The following is an 18,351-nucleotide window of genomic DNA, read 5'->3' as shown; positions in this document are numbered from 1 at the left end:
TACGTCGATGGCAAAACCAGGACTTGATTTAAAAAGCGCGAAAGGTGGACTTTCAGAATTGAAGTCTCGCTTGTTGTTCGTGATCGGTGCGATCATTGTGTTCCGTGCAGGTTCCTTCGTGCCGATTCCTGGTATTGACGCTGCTGTATTAGCTGAGATGTTTGCTCAGCAAAAGGGTACCATCCTGGGCATGTTTAACATGTTCTCGGGTGGTGCACTTTCACGTGCTTCAATTTTTGCATTGGGTATCATGCCGTACATTTCGGCATCTATTATTATGCAGTTGCTGACTGTGGTACATCCGAGCCTCGCTGAACTGAAAAAGGAAGGCGAATCGGGTCGTAAGAAAATCAGTCAGTATACGCGTTGGGGCACATTGTTGCTGGCAACTGTACAATCAGCCGGTATTGCGACAGGCTTACCAAATCTGATCCCAGGTTTAGTAGTTAATCCGGGTCTCGGGTTTTACGTCGTTGCAGTTATCAGTTTGGTCACAGGAACCATGTTCCTGATGTGGCTTGGTGAACAAATCACTGAGCGTGGTATCGGTAACGGTATCTCCATTCTGATTTTCGCCGGTATTGTGGCAGGGCTTCCAAAAGCAATTGGGCAGACAGCTGAGCAAGCGCGTCAAGGCGACTTGAACGTATTAGTGTTGTTGTTGATCGGTGTGATTGTATTCGCCGTCACTTACTTCGTAGTGTTTGTAGAGCGTGGTCAACGTCGTATCGTTGTTAACTACGCCAAACGTCAGCAGGGCCGCAAGGTATTTGCTGCGCAATCTACTCACTTACCGTTGAAAGTGAATATGGCGGGTGTTATTCCACCAATCTTTGCATCAAGTATTATTCTGTTCCCTGGGACATTGGCCCAGTGGTTCGGTCAGAATCCAGCGTTGTCTTGGTTGAGTGATTTTTCACTTGCTGTATCACCAGGCCAGCCTCTGTATTCTCTGCTTTATGCGGCAGCAATCATCTTCTTCTGCTTCTTCTATACTGCGTTGGTATTTAACCCACGTGAAACAGCAGATAACTTGAAGAAGAGTGGTGCGTTCATTCCAGGGATCCGTCCCGGCGAACAAACTTCGCGTTACATTGATAAAGTGATGACTCGTCTGACATTGGCAGGCGCACTGTACATTACCTTTATCTGCTTAATTCCGGAGTTCATGTTAATCACCTGGAAAGTGCAGTTCTACTTCGGTGGTACTTCACTTCTGATTATGGTGGTCGTGATCATGGACTTCATGGCTCAGGTTCAGACCCATTTGATGTCACATCAATATGAGTCTGTGATGAAGAAAGCTAACTTGGTCGGCAAAGCGAATTTAGATCGCTACGGTCGTTAATCAATTAGCTTACGGAGTGATGAAATGAAAGTTCGAGCTTCCGTGAAGAAGATCTGCCGTAACTGCAAGATCGTCAAGCGTGCTGGCGTTGTACGCGTGATTTGTGTTGAACCAAAACACAAACAGCGTCAAGGCTAAAAAACTTGGCCAGTTCATTTTGAACTGGCCACTTAAATATTATTTGCAAACCCGTCGTCTGTTGAGTATCCTATCGGGCTTTTCACAGATGGCCTTTAACTTAAGGAGTGCATAGTGGCCCGTATCGCTGGCATTAACATTCCTGATCAGAAGCATGCAGTCATCGCATTGACTGCTATTTTCGGCATCGGTCGTACCCGCGCTAAAGCAATTTGCGCTGCTACTTCTATTGCTGAAGATGCAAAGATCAGAGAATTGAGCGACGCTCAAATCGATACCCTACGCGAAGAAGTTGCCAAATACACCGTAGAAGGTGACTTGCGCCGCGAAGTTTCTATGAACATCAAGCGTCTTATGGACCTTGGCTGTTATCGTGGTCTTCGTCATCGTCGTAGCCTGCCCCTCCGTGGGCAACGTACTAAGACCAATGCGCGTACTCGCAAAGGTCCACGTAAACCAATTAAGAAGTAACGGGAAGGTAGACAATGGCTAAAGTTCCGTCACGTTCTCCGCGTAAGCGCGTACGTAAACAGGTTGCGGATGGCATGGCCCATATCCATGCTTCTTTCAACAATACAATCGTTACTATCACTGATCGTCAGGGTAACGCCTTGTCTTGGGCAACAGCAGGTGGTTCAGGTTTCCGTGGTTCACGTAAATCTACTCCATTCGCAGCCCAGGTTGCTGCTGAGCGTGCAGGTGTTGCTGCTCAGGATTATGGTGTTAAAAACCTTGAAGTTTTCGTGAAGGGTCCAGGTCCAGGTCGTGAATCAGCCATTCGTGCGCTGAACGCTGTTGGTTACAAAATTACCAACATTACCGATGTGACGCCTATCCCTCATAACGGTTGTCGTCCTCCTAAAAAGCGCCGCGTATAGTCTGGCGATTTCATAGGATAGTTGGAGAAAGATCATGGCAAGATACTTGGGTCCCAAGCTCAAGCTCAGCCGTCGGGAAGGTACAGACCTTTTCCTGAAAAGCGGTGTGAGAGCAATCGATTCGAAGTGTAAGCTGGAAACAGCACCTGGACAGCATGGCGCTCGTAAGCCACGTCTGTCTGATTATGGTTTGCAGCTGCGTGAGAAACAAAAAGTTCGTCGTATTTACGGTGTATTGGAAAAGCAATTCCGTAACTACTACAAAGAGGCTGCACGTCTGAAAGGCAACACTGGTGAAAACCTGTTGCAACTTTTGGAAACCCGTTTGGATAACGTAGTTTATCGTATGGGTTTTGGTGCAACTCGTGCCGAAGCACGTCAGCTGGTTAGCCATAAGTCAATTATGGTGAACGGTCGTGTTGTTAATATCCCTTCATTTGCAGTTTCTGCGAATGACGTAGTAAGCGTTCGTGAAAAGTCACAGAAGCAAGCTCGTATTAAAGCTGCACTGGAAGTGGCTGGTCAGCGCGAAAAGCCTACTTGGGTTGAAGTTGACGCCGCTAAGATGGAAGGCCAATTCAAGCGCCTGCCAGAACGTAGCGATTTGTCTGCGGAAATTAACGAACAGCTGATCGTCGAGCTTTACTCTAAGTAAGGCTAACTAACAAGAGAGGACACAATGCAGGGTTCTGTTACAGAATTTCTTAAACCGCGTCTCGTAGATATCGAGCAGGTTAACCCAACTCGTGCCAAGGTTGTACTGGAGCCGCTGGAGCGTGGTTTTGGTCACACTTTAGGTAACGCGTTGCGTCGCATCCTATTGTCGTCTATGCCCGGCTGCGCGGTTACCGAAGTCGAGATCGACGGTGTACTGCACGAATACAGCAGTAAGGAAGGCGTACAAGAAGATATTCTCGAGATATTGCTTAACCTGAAAGGGTTGGCGGTAATTCTTGAGGGTAAAGATGAGGCTATGCTCACTTTGAGCAAGTCCGGCGCAGGCCCTGTCACCGCAGCAGATATTACCCACGATGGTGATGTTACCATCGCGAATCCGGAACATGTGATCTGTCATCTGACAGGCAACCACGACATCAGCATGCGTATTCGTGTTGAACGTGGTCGCGGTTATGTACCGGCTTCAGCTCGTGCTCAAACTGAAGAAGACGATCGCCCAATTGGCCGTCTGCTTGTTGATGCTTCATTCTCGCCTGTTGTGCGTATCGCCTACAATGTAGAAGCTGCGCGTGTAGAACAACGTACTGATTTGGACAAGTTGGTCATCGATATGACGACTAACGGTACCATCGACCCAGAGGAAGCTATTCGCCGTTCAGCTACTATTTTGGCTGAGCAGCTGGATGCCTTCGTAGAGCTGCGCGATGTGACTGAGCCAGAGAAGAAAGAAGAGAAGCCAGAGTTCGATCCGATACTGCTGCGTCCTGTCGACGATTTAGAGCTAACTGTACGTTCGGCCAACTGTTTGAAGGCCGAAGCGATTCATTACATCGGTGATCTGGTACAACGCACTGAAGTTGAGCTGCTCAAAACGCCTAACCTCGGTAAGAAATCTCTTACAGAGATCAAAGACGTATTGGCATCTCGCGGACTGTCGTTAGGTATGCGTCTGGAAAACTGGCCTCCAGCTAGTTTGGCAGACGACCTGTAAGTCCCAGGTTTGTACAGATACAGGTTATAAGGATTAAGTCATGCGCCATCGTAAGAGTGGTCGTCAACTTAACCGCAACAGCAGTCATCGCCAAGCTATGTTCCGTAACATGGCAAGCTCACTGGTTCGTCACGAAATCATCAAGACGACCGTTGTGAAGGCTAAAGAACTGCGTCGCGTAGTTGAGCCCCTGATTACACTCGCTAAGAGTGACAGCGTAGCAAACCGCCGTTTGGCATTTGCACGTACCCGCGACCAAGAAGTCGTAGGTAAACTGTTTACCGAATTGGGTCCACGCTATCAGGAACGTGCAGGTGGTTACACCCGCATCCTGAAATGTGGTCTGCGTGCTGGTGACAAAGCTCCAATGGCATACATTGAGCTGGTAGGTCGCCCAGAAACTGCTGAAGCCGTTGACGCTGAAGCAGCTGCAGAATAATCTCCTTTAGAGATTGAAAAAAGCCGAGCGTGAGCTCGGCTTTTTTATTGCTTAGAATTTCTTAAGTTAAAAGTTGCTACTCTACGTTTTGGATCTGCTTATTGGTTGGTTTATATAAAATGTTTTAATTCAACAGATTATCTTTTGATGGTAAGTCTAATCACAGGATTAGTAACCATTTTAGTAACCGTTTGGTTGGAGGTTATCGCGTGAAGGTTTGTCGTTTAGATAAAACAACCGAGCGATAAGTTTCTAGAACCTATGGCTCGGTTGTGTACCCACCCCAGTCCCTTTTAAGCTTAATCCCTGTTCAGTTACTCAGCGTACCTTTCACCTAGCCAGTGGCTGGAAAATTAAGCCCCGAAAATGTTGTTACACGACGCTATTCACTTATAGCGTGGTGTGGGTCGTTCCCTTAAACATTTGTGATGAGTTGAATTCAACTCGCTTTAGGTGATTTAGTCCACCATCGACTTTTTGAGGGGTTATTCATTGTCATCACTTGTCGTTGAAATATCAAGCGTCCGAATATCTGCTGTTGCAAACCCAGCTTTAAGAAGAGTTTGTCTTACCTTATACGCTGTAATTACTTGCTCATTTAATACGTTTAGACGAGGAATGTCATAGGTCGAGATGGTGTGCAAAATTGTATCTACCATCCTTTGGGGATCTTCGAATTTTTCAATATTAGTTGAAGTCCAGTTAGCATCTTCGTTATCCGAATTTGCAAGGTCATCAACGTTTATCTGATAGCGTCTATCATAACCAAGGCGTTGTTGATAGATAGCTGCGAAGATGTCGTCACATCTAATGATGATTGTTCGTCTTACACTAACGGATTTCCCATCATCATTTCTTATCTTGGTTATGTGCTTGAGCAGTGTTTCACCGCTCAGGAGATAGAATGAGAGTCTATTGTTTTCATCAAGTCTGTAGAAAAGATGCTCCATTTTTCGCTTTAGTAGGTGGCCAAATTCGTTTACCAAGGCTCTCATCTGCCTCTCTGTCGCGAGCGCTTCCCCATTCCGCCAACGGGAAACCTGAGAAATCGATTTGGCACTCAGCCCAGCCTTAACAGCTACATCAGCATTGGTATAGCCATTCTCAATAGCGATACGCACGAGTTGCTTCGTGTAACGGTATTTCTTAGATACCTCGGCTTGTTCCTTCTGCATTATTTCTCCCATATAAAACTGGTGGCCCTAAAGCCACCAGTCGAGCATTACTCATCGTCATCTAAGTATGCATCATTGTTGGGGTTATGGGCATCCGCCCAGTCATCCATATCCGCATCATTATTTGGATTGTTGATATCTGACCAAAGATCTAGTTCCTCAGAACTCATGTCGTTTGTGCTGGGCATTCTTCGTCCTACTTTTTAGTTGCTTTATTGTTTGGGTTCAGTTGATTTGAACGGTTATCTAACACCTTTTGATACTCTTTGTTAGTACCTGATGTTCCTTTGTTTTGGTTGCCTTGGTTAGCTTTGTGGTTGTTATTCATAACAATGTTCCTTTATTTCGTGAGTTGAATTTAGTGGTTCCATTTTATGAATACCGGGAAACCACGGTGAAGTGATAGGGCGGTGATAGATTAGTGAAATGTTGTGATAATTAGTGATTTGCCACTCTTAACATCAACTTTGGACTTAAGAGTAGGCGCTTCATAGCACTCAAACAGCGTTATCTGAATTGGCACAGATTTCCTAACCCACATTTCTTGTAAACTAATGCCTCGATCAAAGGATAATTAACACAAGGAATTAACCCATGAGAGTGGTCATTGAAGATCATGTAATGCCAGTGCTGATGTCTGCTGCAATTGAAGCTTACGACATCGTCCATAAAGCAACGGAACGCTCAAAAGGTAAAAATAAGCTCGAAACCTACGGTTTACTTTGGGGGTATGTTGTTCCAGCGAAAGGTGAAAAAGGGGAGGACAAAATTGTTGTTACTTCTGCAACTATTGAGACCTCAGCCATTCGTCATGAAAACTATGTCCAACCAGATATAGATAGCATTGAAACTAAGAAATCGTTAATTCAACGGTATTGGCCGCATTTGGAACTCGTCGGGACTTTTCATTCTCATCCTTACGACTCTTTGGGTGATGTAAATGAAAATAAAGGCTGGGAAGCTTCTAGCAAAAAGGAAACTGGGAAATATGGTGACACTGAGTATTGGTCTGACTTCCACCGTGATGTTTCACCAGAACAACCATTTTTAACACATCTTATTTTAACTGTTGTACAGCTACAAAAAACTGGGTGGGCATTGCCAGAACTTGTAGAACGGTCAAATTATAGTTTCTTTAAGTTAAGTGCTGATACCAAAAAACTCTGGTTAAACACTTATGTATCTGTTTGTGATCCATTAATTGATGAGTCAGAAGACTATGTAGATTATGAATCATATATATACGATAAAAAAATCAAGCTCGATTCTCCGGCATTAATGCGACGTATATTCGAGAATAGTTAACGCTCTGATAGTCATCGCCACCAGCATTGTCGCTGGTGGTTTCCCCTTGTACCCACACGTTACACCACGTCAAATAGTCAAACCTTGACTCGCTTCAATCAGTTTTTCTAGATATACCGCCATAATGCGTGGCAAAATCAGTGCATTACTATGGCAAGCCATCAACTAACGCCATATTCCTCTAAGGATCTGCCGAGCCTTTCTACGCCTTCATCGCTCGGTTTAAAACGGATACCACATTGCAATGAATGAACTCGAACAACAATTTTTGCATCAACTCGAAAGCAAGTTGTGGAATGCGGCGGATAAGCTGCGTGCCACGCTCGATGCCGCCCAATACAAGCACGCAGTATTGGGGCTGATCTTCGTTAAATACGTGTCTGACGCCTTTAGCATGCGCCAAGATGAGATTAAAGCTGAGCTCGCCGATCCTGAGCACGAATACTACCTTGATCCTGATGGCCTCTCAGCCGACGAGCTGGCGGCGGAAATCGCCGCAGAGCTTGAACAACGCGATTACTACACCGAGCAAAATGTGTTTTGGTTGCCACCAGAGTCACGTTGGTCGTTCTTGCAGAATAACGCCCCGCTGGCGATTGGCTCTGTCGAACTCACTATTGCCGGTAAACCCAAGAAAATCACTTCAGTCGGTCACTTAATTGATACCGCTTTAGAGGGCATTGAGCGCGATAACCCTAAGCTTAAAGGTGTGCTCAACAAAACCTATTCAGCCCTGCGTATTGACCAAGCCAAGCTGGTGGAGCTGATTAACCTTATCGCCACCATTCCGTTCAACCACAAAACCCTTAACAGCAAAGATATTCTCGGCCATGTGTACGAGTATTTCCTCGGTCAGTTTGCGTTGTCAGAAGGCAAGAAGGGCGGCCAGTTCTACACGCCTGCGTCGATTGTGACCTTGATTGTCGAAATGATTGAACCGTTTGAAGGCCGCGTCTATGACCCGGCCATGGGCAGCGGTGGCTTCTTTGTGCAGTCAGAAAAGTTTATTGAGCGTCACGCCGGGCAACATGCGGTTGACCCATTAACCCAAAAGCAAAAAATTTCCATTTACGGCCAAGAATACAACCACACCACATGGCAGTTGGCGGCGATGAATATGGCAATCCGTGGTTTGGATTACGATTTCGGTAAAGAGCCCGCCAGTACCTATACCCATGACCAACACCCCGATCTGCGCGCTGACTTCATCATGGCCAACCCGCCATTCAACATGCGCGAATGGAACGTGGGCGTGGATGAAAACGACCCACGCTGGAAGTACGGAACGCCACCAGCGGGTAACGCTAACTTTGCGTGGTTACAGCATATGTTGTCGCACCTTGCGCCCAATGGCTCACAAGCGCTGCTGCTGGCGAACGGCTCAATGAGTTCCACCACCAATAACGAAGGTGAAATCCGCAAGAACCTCGTCACCAACGACTTAGTGGAATGTATGGTCGCACTGCCGGGGCAACTGTTTACCAACACCCAAATCCCCGCCTGTATCTGGTTTTTAACCAACAACAAAGGCGCCCGTACCGATAAAGCTAATCGCAAGCTGCGTGATCGCAAAGGTGAAGTGCTGTTTATCGATGCTCGCAACCTTGGCTACATGAAAGACCGTGTGCTGCGTGACTTCACCACGGAGGATATCGCCAAGGTTGCTGACGTATTCCACGCATGGAAAACTGGCGAAGCCGTTAACGGCGTGAGTTATGAAGACCAAGCCGGATTCTGCAAATCCGCCACGCTGGAAGAGATCACCAAGCACGACTTTGTGTTAACACCGGGTCGCTATGTTGGCGCAGCTGATGAAGCTGATGATGGCATGCCATTTGCCGAAAAGATGGCGAGCTTGACCGACAAACTCAGTGAGCAGTTTGCTGAATCCGCCAAGCTAGAAGCGGAGATTAAGAAGAACCTAGCGGGGTTGGGTTATGGCATCTAATAAATTTTCATTGCCACCTGACTTACCATGTTTGCCCATTGGTTGGTCTTGGAAAACTCTTGGTGAATTGGTTGATGCTGAAAGAGGTATTTGCTACGGAATTGTTCAACCCGGAAAGCATGATGAAGATGGCGTACCAATGGTCAACTCTGGTGATGTCCTCGCTGATGCTCAAGGACATGATATTTCATTTAAGGTAGCTAGAAGTATTCATGAAAAATTTAAGCGTTCGACCTTAAAAGGCGGAGAAATACTATTAACTCTTGTCGGCGCTAATTTCGGCAAAGTTTCTATTGCCCCAAGTGACTATGAGGGGTTCAACTGTTCTAGAGCTGTTGGTGTTATACCTGTGACCTCAGATTCAGAGTACATTCGAATTGCTCTTCAAAGTCAGTTGGTTCGATATTATTTAGATACTTGGGTGAATACAACAGCTCAACCTACTTTTAACTTAAGCGATGTAGCAAACTTGCCAATAGCATGGGCAGGAAAAGAGATTAGAAATGCAATTGTTAATCATATCGGATCTATATCTAAGAAAATAACAATTAATACTCAGCTTAACCAAACCCTAGAAGCCATGGCGCAAGCCATCTTCAAATCATGGTTTGTCGATTTCGACCCCGTCAAAGCCAAAATGAATGGCGAACAGCCACAAGGTATGGATGAAGCCACTGCCTCGCTTTTCCCCGATAAGCTCGTTGAGAGCGAGTTAGGTTTGATACCGGAAGGTTGGAATATTGCGTCAATCAAAGACTTTGGTGACGTCATTTGTGGCAAAACACCATCAAAGACAAATGCCAATTTTTATGGTGGTAATGTCCCATTTATTAAGATTCCAGATACCCACGGCAAGATATTTATCACTGAGACTTCGGATACATTGACGCAGGCTGGTGATGAATCACAGCCTAAGAAGCGTATCCCAGAAAATAGTATCTGCGTGAGTTGTATAGCAACGGTTGGTCAAGTTTTTATAACAACGAAACCAAGCCACACAAATCAACAAATTAACTCTGTTGTTCCTAAAGACCAGAATTCACTTTACTACCTGCTGTTTTACTTCAAAGGACTTAATAAACACTTCCATGATTTGGCTAGCGGTGGCAGCGCAACACTAAATATGAATACAAGTACCTTTTCTAAGGTGGTTCTTGTTCGTCCAACGCCTGATGTGCTAGAAGCGTTTCATAATGCCATTAGCGGATTAATGGAAAAAATGTTGTCAAATCAACTAGAGAATGCAACGTTGTCGGAGCTTCGTGACACGCTACTTCCTAAGCTTTTGAGTGGGGAGGTTGAACTTTAAATGAGGTATGAAGACTATTTTTCACTATTTCTAAGCATAGAGGATGAACTCACTAAGTTTTTGTCTGTAATAGATTATTCAGATAAGCACAAGAATATCTACTCCCACAAATTAGTCCTGCTGTTACTACAGGCTTGCCCGATCATTGAATCTTATTTGGTGAAAATGGCTACAAGCTCCTCGAGTGTAAAAAACTCCGAGTTATGGGATTGTGCTATCAAATCAAAAATTTGGGACAAGAAAGGAAATACACAGGAATTAAAAATTGACGGTAATGGCAATCGATCTATCGGTAACTTCCCTAAATTTGCATGTGTAAATGCTGAGTTGTTTAATCTCCTCAGTCGAGAGGTTACCTTTTACCATTCTGCTAATTTTCAGGGAAAAGAAAAAGAGCAACATACTGATTATCGACCATTTGTATCGTTGAAAGAAATGCTCGCGCATAATCACTCCGATTACCGTAGTGATAGTACGCGCTACCCCAAAGGTTACAATACCCCTGTTTGGTGGACTGCTTACAATAAGGTCAAACATGATTTTGATTCAGCTCGTAAATCTCACGTCAATTATTCTAATGTGATTGAAGCTATCGCGGGCTTGTTTTGTATCCTCGCCTTTTGTGAGCCTAACTTTGAAGCACTCACAAGAGAGGGGTATTACAAGAATGGAATTTTGAGAACTAGGTTCTTTGAGACCCGAATCGAACAGGCTAATACTAGCTCGCTTTCCGGCGAAATCGAGTTAAGTAACATCGATGACTTAGCCGAGGTGAGCGTATGACTACCCGTGTTGAGATGATCATCGAAACGTTGCGCGATAGCCCTGATAAAAAGTTCACTGCACGCGACTTAGCGGTGGCTTTTTTACAGCGTTATCCGCAAGAGATGGCCGAGAAGCAAACCAACCCGCGTTACGACACCGAAGAGAAGTTGATTGCACAGCTAGCGGCCGAAGTGGGCGGTGAGCGAACCGTCGCCGCTAAGAAAGCCTGTGCCAACGTGGCAACTCGCGATAAACCTCGGCCAAGGGTGTATTACTGGCAAGCTAATCCTGAAGTGGTTGCCGCTGAAGAGGCACACGAAGAGCTTGAAGTGGTAGAGGTAGATTCGCCGCTGGTGGCGCAAAGCTACAGCGAGCATGACCTCTACCCGATGTTGATTGAGTTTCTCAACAAAGACATGGGGCTGTATTGCCAGCGTATTGATGAGCGTAAATCGAAAAACAGCCACGGCAATGGCGGCAATCATTGGCTGCACCCCGATGTAGTTGCACTAGAGCCGCTTGACCAAGGTTGGGATGAAATAGTGCGCAGTTGTGTGCGCAGCGGCAATCACAGCTCAGTGCGCTTATGGTCGTTTGAGGTGAAAAAGCACCTCACCAAAGGCAACGTGCGTAAATACTTCTTTCAGGCGGTATCAAACTCTAGCTGGGCCAACTTTGGCTATTTAGTGGCGACAGGGCTTAACAGCGATGTGGAAAGTGAACTGCAAATGCTGTCGAGCCTGCATGGTATCGGCGTGTTATTGCTTGATACCGATTCGCTATTTGATAGCCAGATCCTTATCCCCGCTCAAGAGCGCACCAATGTTGATTGGCAATCGGCCAACCGTATCGTGACTGAAAACAGCGACTTTCATCATTACATTGAGCAAGTGGGGATCTACAACCAAACCGGCCGTTTGATTAAGAGCGCATGGAATAAATAACAAGGAAGCAACAGCATGTTGGATAGTTTGCTCGTTAACGTGAGTAAGTACGCCGCTAGCGCCAACCACTCCCCAGTTGAAAACTTTATTACTGAGGCTTTTGCATGGTTACTGCGCAGCGATATTACGCTCCGAGATGGTCTTTTAGCGTTACTCAAAGAGCGAGTTAAGAATGTTGGCGCTAATAGCCTTGCTTGTGAGCTGGGGGCGTATCAAGCATCCGATACGGTGACTATTGCTACTCAGATGAATTTTGCTGGGGTTTATCCTGACATGGTTTGGCAAGACCACCAGCAACCTTGGACGCTCGTATTTGAGCACAAGGTTTGGAGTGAACTGAGTGATCAGCAGTTAGCCAATTATCGGGCTTATGCGGAGGCTCACTTCCCTCAATATGTGCTCATCCTTATTACCGCGAGACGAAGCCAACATAAGCAGAATCCAGATATTGCCCTTTGCTGGCAGGATATTGCTGATTTGATAAACCAGTTACCATCAACGGATGAGCAACAACAATGGTTAAGGCAGGAATTTATTGCCTTACTTGATCATCATAGTCTGCTGAACGATACGCCGATTAATCCACTTTCTCTTGCCTACTACCAAGACGCCATTAAATTGGATCAACAGCTAGCCAATATTTGCGAAGCTGCATTGCGGCATCAATGGCCGTTAGCAGCGTTACCGTATTTTGAGCTAAAGGCCAAAGTTGACAAGCTGTGGGGAAGAGTTGGCTTGGTATTCAATGCTCCAAAGCGTAACCCTTCCTTATATGAAGCTTGGGAACCCGGTGTTTTTTGTGGTTTTATGAAAGACCCCGCTGACCACGTGATCCATGAATTACTTGAACAAGGCCCTATTGCGGTGATGAACATTTCACTCGATAGAAGTTTGCATCACGGTATTGGGCAAACCTTGTGTTACCAGCAGCTTGTGTCTGCCATCGCTAAGGTTTTACCTAGTGGTTGGGAAATTTCTGATAGAACTCAGTATGCTGGATATAACAGCTGGCACCCGTTGGTGATTTATGCCGAGTTAATGCCATTACTGCAAGGCTGTAAAACCGCTGAGCAGCAAGAAATACGCGTTATTGAACAGCTTGATAAATTGCAGCGGTTGTTAATTTCGTTACCTGAGTTTGAAGCCTTTTGTGCTGAGATGCGTAGTCGTTATGCTGCCAATTCTATGGTGTAGCTCGATGTTTGGTTATATGGGGAAATCGCTTTGTGATTGAATTTGCGTTGAACAATTTAGACGAGTTGGCGTTACTCCGTGAGTCGGCTGAAATTGAATGTAAATTAGCATCAGGTCAGGATGGTAAGGGCGCTATCCCCAAAGATATGTGGGAAAGCTATAGCGCAATGGCCAATACTGACGGTGGCTATATCGTTCTCGGGCTTAAAGAAAAGAATCATCAGTTTTCAGTCGTTGGTATTGAACAGATAGAAAAGGTAAAAGCGGATCTGTTTAATACCGCGAATAATCCAGACAAAGTCAGTATTAATTTACTCACCAATCAAACGGTGCAAGAGATTGAGATCGACGGCAAAAAGCTACTGGTGATTTTTATTCCCCGAGCCAAACGTCAGCAGCGCCCCGTTTTCTTAAAAGGCAATCCTCTCGGAAATACCTATAAGCGCCTGCATGAGGCGGATCAGAAACTGTCAGATGAGCAAGTAAAACGCATGCTGGCTGAACAGGTTGAAGATTCGCGGGATGATGAAGTGCTTGTGCATTTTACTATGGCGGATTTAGACCTTGAATCTCTGCGTATCTACCGCCAAACCTATGCAAATTTAAACCCTGGCCATCCTTGGAATGAGTTAGATAACGAAGCTTTCTTACGCATGATTGGTGCTTGGCGGGTGAATCGAGAAACTGGCATGCAAGGGCCTACAGTTGCCGGATTGCTAATGTTTGGTATCTACCCCGCGATACAAGAAAAGTTCCCATATTACATGCTTGATTATCAGGAACGTCCTGAAGCTAAAACAGAGTTACGGTGGGTGGACCGAGTAACCTTGGATGGTACGTGGTCTGGCAATCTATATGATTTCTCACGCAAGGTTTACCGAAAGCTGGTGGACGGCCTGAAGGTGCCATTTAGGCTGGAGCAAGGCGTTCGACAAGAAGATACTCCGGTGCATATTGCTTTACGTGAGGCATTAGCCAATGTGATTATCCACGCCGATTATACCGGCAGAGCTTCAGTGTTGGTGGTTAAGCGCCCAGATATGTTTGGTTTTCGTAACCCCGGCTTAATGCGAGTTCCTGTTGAGATAGCGCTGAATGGCGGCGAGCCTGATTGTCGTAATCGTTTGCTGGCCCAAATGTTCCGTTACATTAAGTTTGGTGAGCAGGCTGGGTCGGGAATCCCGCATATTTTAGATGGTTGGAAGAGCCAGCATTGGAAAGTGCCGTTATTGCGTGAGGTGAGTGAGCCCAACGAGCAAACGCTGCTAGAACTCAAAATGATAGATCTTTACCCTCCTGAGGTGATTGAGTTTCTGAATCAAAAATTCCCGCAGGTCTTCACGAAGCTTTCTGAGCTGGAGCGGATTATCGTTATTACGATTTACTCAGAAAGCTATCTAACACATCACCAAATTTGTACCCAAACCTCAGCCCACACGCGTGAGGTTACGATTGCTTTGGTTAAGCTGGAAAGAATGGGGATTATTGCTTCAACTGGTGAACAGAAAAATAAGGTTTATCACTGTCCAGATGTTGAAATCCCTACCCCCGATAATGAATCTGGACGCTTCCTAGCTGAGCATGTTTTTGTGGTAAATCCGCACTCGAATGTTACTTCAGCGGTAAATCCGGAGTTAGGTCCGGACTTAACTCCGGAGGTTGCTCCGGACTCTGGCATAGATCAGCAAGAGTGGGCCAAACTACAGGCTATTGCGAGCTCCGTGAAAGGGAGTGCTAAATCTGTAGGCAAAGAAGCAATTGTGGCGGCAATTTTAGAGATTTGTTCAGAGCGTTACGTGACATTAAGTGATTTAGCGCAATTGTTGGATAAAAAGCCGGACACTTTGCGAAAAAACTATTTAAATCCATTGGTTAAAGACGATTTGCTGGCTTTGGCATATCCGACAACCCGTAATCATCCCAAGCAGGCATATATCAAGATTTAAAAGGACAAATAATGCAGATCACGGAAGACCAATTAGAGCAACAGTGCCTTGCATGGTTTGGTGAGCTCGATTACCAATATCAAAATGGTTACGACATCGCACCTGATGGCGATACGCCAGAGCGAGAAAACTTCCACCAAGTAATCCTCAAGCAGCGGTTGCTGGAGAAGCTCACGTTATTGAATCCAGAAATTCCCGCAGATTCGCTGCTGGAGGTCGCTAATACCGTGGCGACACCCAACACGCCAGTGCTGATCAAAAATAACCGCTGCTTTCATAACTACCTTATCGAAGGTGTGCCACTTGAATACTCGGTGATTGAAGGCGGCCAGTGGGTAACAAAACATACCCATGTACGCTTGATAGATTTTGGCAATGTGTCGAATAACGAGTTCTTGGTGGTTAACCAATTCACCATTGTAGGCACTAAAGGTAATCGCCGCCCTGATGTGGTGGTGTTTATTAATGGCTTGCCGATTGCGGTGATTGAGCTGAAAAACCCTGCGGTCGAACATACCGATATTTGGCAGGCTTATAACCAGATCCAAACCTACAAAGATGAAGTTGCTGACTTGTTCGTGTTTAACGAGGCGATAGTGATCAGTGATGGCTGGTTGGCGCGTGTGGGCTCGCTGACTGCCAATAAAGAACGTTTTCTGCCATGGAAAACCATTAACAGTGAAGACGACAAACCGCTGTTAGAAATGCAGCTAGAAACCATGGTGCGTGGCTTCTTTAAACCTGAGTTGCTACTGGACTACATCCGTTATTTTATTCTGTTTGAAAATGATAACGAAACGCTGATTAAAAAGATTGCCGGTTATCACCAGTTTCATGCGGTGAGAGCTGCGGTTAAGGCGACCGTGATTGCGGCCGCCAATGGCGAGGGCATTAATGAGCCGCGCGCCAACTATGCCAACCGCGTTGTGCCCGGTAGTAAAAAGGCCGGGGTGGTGTGGCATACGCAAGGCAGTGGCAAAAGCATCTCGATGGTATGTTACGCCAGCAAATTGCTGCAACAGCCTGAAATGAATAACCCCACGTTAGTGATTGTGACTGATCGAAATGATCTTGATGGGCAGTTGTATAACACCTTTGTGATGGCGCAAGACACGCTTAAGCAGTTGCCTCAGCAGGCCACGGATAGAGACTCGCTGCGTGACTTGCTGCTGAACCGTCAATCGGGCGGCATTATCTTCACTACAGTGCAGAAGTTTGCTCTGCTAGATAATGAAACCGAGCATCCCAAATTATCTGAACGCAGTAATATTGTGGTGGTCTCTGATGAGGCGCACCGCAGTCAGTATGGCAACAAAGCGCGGCTAAGCAATGTGAAGGACGAGCAGGGCAATGTTGTTGGCCAGCGTTATGTTTATGGCTATTCCAAATACATGCGGGATGCTTTGCCAAATGCTTCGTTTATTGGGTTTACCGGAACGCCTATCTCACAGGACGATAAAGATACTCGAGGTGTGTTTGGTGACTATGTTTCTATCTATGATATTCAAGACGCCGTGGATGATGGCGCGACAGTGCCTATCTATTACGAGTCCCGCTTGGCGAAGCTCACCATCAATCAAGATGAGATTGAGGCGCTCAATGATCAAGTAGAGGAAGAGATTGGCGAAGAGGAAGAAACCGCCGCGCGTGAGAAATTTAAATCTCAGTGGTCAACCCTTGAAAAGCTGGTGGGCGCAGAGCCGCGCATTCGGCAAGTGGCAGAAGACTTAGTCGCCCACTTTACTACTCGTACTGAAACCTTCCCCGGTAAAGCGATGATAGTGGCGATGAGCCGCGAAATTTGCGTGGACTTATACAACGCCATTGTCGCTATAAAGCCAGAATGGCATAGCGATGATCCTCAGCAAGGCGCTATTAAAGTGGTGATGACTGGCAGCGCTGCTGACAAGTCTAAGTTACAGCCGCACATCTACGATAAGAAGACCAAGAAGCTATTTGAAAAGCGTTTTAAAGATACCAATGACGAGCTGCAATTGGTGATTGTGCGCGATATGTGGTTAACCGGGTTCGATGCGCCATGTTGCCACACCATGTATGTCGATAAGCCGATGAAAGGCCATAACCTGATGCAGGCGATTGCCCGTGTAAACCGCGTGTTTAAAGATAAGCCGGGCGGTTTGGTGGTGGATTACATTGGCATTGCCAATGAGCTGAAAAATGCCCTGAAAACCTATACCAACAGCCAAGGTAAAGGAGCTCCAACCGTTGATGCCGCTGAGGCGTTTGCCGTGTTGGAAGAGAAAATCGACATCATTCGCGGCATGTTTGCCACGCCGGTTGATGGCAAGGTATTTAACTATCGCCCAGATTTTGAAACTAAGCCGTTGCAGATATTGGCGGGGGCAGCGAACCATATTGCCGGGTTAAGCCATACCAACGGTAAAGGCGAACAAATCCGCGATGGTAAACGCCGCTTTTTAGACGTGATGGCTGCATTATCGAAAGCCTATTCGCTGTGTAACACCCTTGATGAAGCCAAGCAGTATCGCGAAGAAATCGCCTTTTTTGCGGCAATCAAAACCGCATTTCTCAAACACTCTAATGTGGATAGCAAACGCAGTGATGAAGAGAAGAATTCTGTACTGAGGCAGATCCTCAACAACGCGATTGTGGCTGAAGGGGTGGAAGACATCTTTAAAACCGTTGGGCTCGATAAACCCAATATTGGTTTGTTGTCTGAAGAGTTTCTCGAAGATGTGAAAAACATGAAGGAGAAGAATCTCGCGGTCGAACTGCTGGAAAAGCTGCTACGCGATGAAGTTAAATCGCGCATGAAAAACGACGTGGTGCAGGAGCGGACGTACTCCGAGCGGATCACTGAAACCCTGCGCAAATACCACAACCGCAGCATTGAAACCGCACAGGTAATTGAAGAGCTCATCAAGTGGGCCAAAGAGATGCAGGCTGACGCTGAAATGACGGACAAGCTGAACCTCTCTATTGATGAGATCGCCTTCTATCGTGCGCTAGTAATGAATGAGGCTTCAGTACGTGAGTTAGGTGACGATAACCTGCGCCAACTCGCCATTGAGCTCACCAAGCAGTTACGAAAATCCGCCACCGTAGATTGGCAAAAGCGCGAAAGTGTACGTGCCAGAATGCGCAACTTGGTACGCCGTTTACTGCGCCGTTGGAAGTATCCGCCAGATCAAGCTGACGCTGCCATTCAGTTGGTATTAGAGCAAGCAGAAGCGTTGGCTGATGGATGGACTGCGGCAGTTTAAATATGTGCTGGAGGTTCGGCCACCAGCGATAGACATCGAATTGTCTAT

18 protein-coding genes are annotated in these 18,351 nt (G+C 46.2%); 15 read left to right on the top strand and 3 right to left on the bottom strand.

The features are described 5' to 3' along the window. Nucleotides 1-7: 7 nt before the first annotated feature. From secY to rplQ, 7 genes are all read left to right on the top strand, one after another. The gene (gene secY / locus HR45_RS16625; RefSeq protein ID WP_037445261.1) at nucleotides 8-1,348 is read left to right on the top strand and encodes a preprotein translocase subunit SecY; all 1,341 of its coding nucleotides are present in this window, start codon (nucleotides 8-10) and stop codon (nucleotides 1,346-1,348) included. 24 nt (nucleotides 1,349-1,372) lie between these two features. Further along, nucleotides 1,373-1,486 (top strand): 50S ribosomal protein L36, encoded by a 114-nt coding sequence (gene rpmJ, locus HR45_RS19280; protein ID WP_081933521.1) that lies wholly within the window; start codon nucleotides 1,373-1,375, stop codon nucleotides 1,484-1,486. A gap of 114 nt (nucleotides 1,487-1,600) precedes the next feature. Continuing rightward, entirely contained in the window at nucleotides 1,601-1,957 is a 357-nt protein-coding gene (gene rpsM, locus HR45_RS16620; RefSeq protein WP_037445259.1) for a 30S ribosomal protein S13, read from the top strand. Nucleotides 1,958-1,971: 14 nt separating this feature from the next. After that, nucleotides 1,972-2,364 carry a 30S ribosomal protein S11 gene (gene rpsK / locus HR45_RS16615; protein ID WP_037445257.1) on the top strand — a complete coding sequence of 131 codons (393 nt, stop codon included), beginning with the start codon at nucleotides 1,972-1,974 and terminating at the stop codon, nucleotides 2,362-2,364. A gap of 34 nt (nucleotides 2,365-2,398) precedes the next feature. Further along, nucleotides 2,399-3,019, top strand: coding sequence for a 30S ribosomal protein S4 (gene rpsD / locus HR45_RS16610; protein ID WP_037445255.1), 621 nt, complete (start codon nucleotides 2,399-2,401; stop codon nucleotides 3,017-3,019). A gap of 24 nt (nucleotides 3,020-3,043) precedes the next feature. Beyond that, nucleotides 3,044-4,033, top strand: a complete 990-nt coding sequence (locus HR45_RS16605) for a DNA-directed RNA polymerase subunit alpha (RefSeq protein WP_037445252.1) — start codon at nucleotides 3,044-3,046, stop codon at nucleotides 4,031-4,033. 40 nt (nucleotides 4,034-4,073) lie between these two features. Then, nucleotides 4,074-4,472 carry a 50S ribosomal protein L17 gene (gene rplQ / locus HR45_RS16600; RefSeq protein WP_037445251.1) on the top strand — a complete coding sequence of 133 codons (399 nt, stop codon included), beginning with the start codon at nucleotides 4,074-4,076 and terminating at the stop codon, nucleotides 4,470-4,472. A 485-nt stretch (nucleotides 4,473-4,957) separates the two neighbouring features. Here rplQ and HR45_RS16595 read toward each other — a convergent pair whose 3' ends face one another. Genes HR45_RS16595 through HR45_RS19755 form a run of 3 tightly spaced genes read right to left on the bottom strand, consistent with a single transcriptional unit; the run spans nucleotide 4,958 to nucleotide 5,975 of the window. Continuing rightward, entirely contained in the window at nucleotides 4,958-5,647 is a 690-nt protein-coding gene (locus HR45_RS16595) for a hypothetical protein (protein WP_037445248.1), read from the bottom strand. A gap of 47 nt (nucleotides 5,648-5,694) precedes the next feature. Beyond that, the gene (locus HR45_RS19550; protein WP_187327390.1) at nucleotides 5,695-5,835 is read right to left on the bottom strand and encodes a hypothetical protein; all 141 of its coding nucleotides are present in this window, start codon (nucleotides 5,833-5,835) and stop codon (nucleotides 5,695-5,697) included. An 8-nt stretch (nucleotides 5,836-5,843) separates the two neighbouring features. After that, a complete protein-coding gene (locus HR45_RS19755) occupies nucleotides 5,844-5,975 on the bottom strand; it encodes a hypothetical protein (protein ID WP_037445246.1) in 132 nt (43 codons plus the stop codon). A gap of 266 nt (nucleotides 5,976-6,241) precedes the next feature. On the opposite strand from HR45_RS19755, the gene HR45_RS16585 reads away from it, so the two are divergent. The 8 genes from HR45_RS16585 (at nucleotide 6,242) to HR45_RS16550 (ending at nucleotide 18,303) form a co-directional block, all read left to right on the top strand. Further along, the gene (locus tag HR45_RS16585) at nucleotides 6,242-6,952 is read left to right on the top strand and encodes a hypothetical protein (protein ID WP_037445245.1); all 711 of its coding nucleotides are present in this window, start codon (nucleotides 6,242-6,244) and stop codon (nucleotides 6,950-6,952) included. A gap of 244 nt (nucleotides 6,953-7,196) precedes the next feature. Continuing rightward, nucleotides 7,197-8,900, top strand: a complete 1,704-nt coding sequence (locus HR45_RS16580) for a class I SAM-dependent DNA methyltransferase (protein ID WP_037445243.1) — start codon at nucleotides 7,197-7,199, stop codon at nucleotides 8,898-8,900. Further along, nucleotides 8,890-10,209, top strand: coding sequence for a restriction endonuclease subunit S (locus HR45_RS16575; protein WP_052074810.1), 1,320 nt, complete (start codon nucleotides 8,890-8,892; stop codon nucleotides 10,207-10,209). Before HR45_RS16580 ends, HR45_RS16575 begins: the two co-directional genes overlap by 11 nt. Further along, nucleotides 10,210-10,992 (top strand): hypothetical protein, encoded by a 783-nt coding sequence (locus tag HR45_RS16570; RefSeq protein WP_037445240.1) that lies wholly within the window; start codon nucleotides 10,210-10,212, stop codon nucleotides 10,990-10,992. Beyond that, nucleotides 10,989-11,918: a COG2958 family protein gene (locus HR45_RS16565; RefSeq protein WP_037445237.1), complete on the top strand. Its 930-nt coding sequence runs from the start codon at nucleotides 10,989-10,991 to the stop codon at nucleotides 11,916-11,918. The genes HR45_RS16570 and HR45_RS16565 overlap by 4 nt, the downstream gene beginning before the upstream one ends. A gap of 15 nt (nucleotides 11,919-11,933) precedes the next feature. Next, nucleotides 11,934-13,112: a PD-(D/E)XK nuclease family protein gene (locus HR45_RS16560; protein WP_037445235.1), complete on the top strand. Its 1,179-nt coding sequence runs from the start codon at nucleotides 11,934-11,936 to the stop codon at nucleotides 13,110-13,112. 32 nt (nucleotides 13,113-13,144) lie between these two features. After that, nucleotides 13,145-15,058 (top strand): RNA/DNA-binding domain-containing protein, encoded by a 1,914-nt coding sequence (locus HR45_RS16555; RefSeq protein ID WP_052074809.1) that lies wholly within the window; start codon nucleotides 13,145-13,147, stop codon nucleotides 15,056-15,058. A gap of 11 nt (nucleotides 15,059-15,069) precedes the next feature. Next, the gene (locus tag HR45_RS16550; RefSeq protein WP_037445232.1) at nucleotides 15,070-18,303 is read left to right on the top strand and encodes a type I restriction endonuclease subunit R; all 3,234 of its coding nucleotides are present in this window, start codon (nucleotides 15,070-15,072) and stop codon (nucleotides 18,301-18,303) included. The last annotated feature ends 48 nt before the right edge of the window (nucleotides 18,304-18,351 follow it).

The sequence above is a fragment of the Shewanella mangrovi genome (assembly GCF_000753795.1).
GTDB classification, from domain to species: Bacteria; Pseudomonadota; Gammaproteobacteria; order Enterobacterales; family Shewanellaceae; genus Shewanella; species Shewanella mangrovi.
This window is presented reverse-complemented; position numbering and strand designations above follow the sequence as displayed.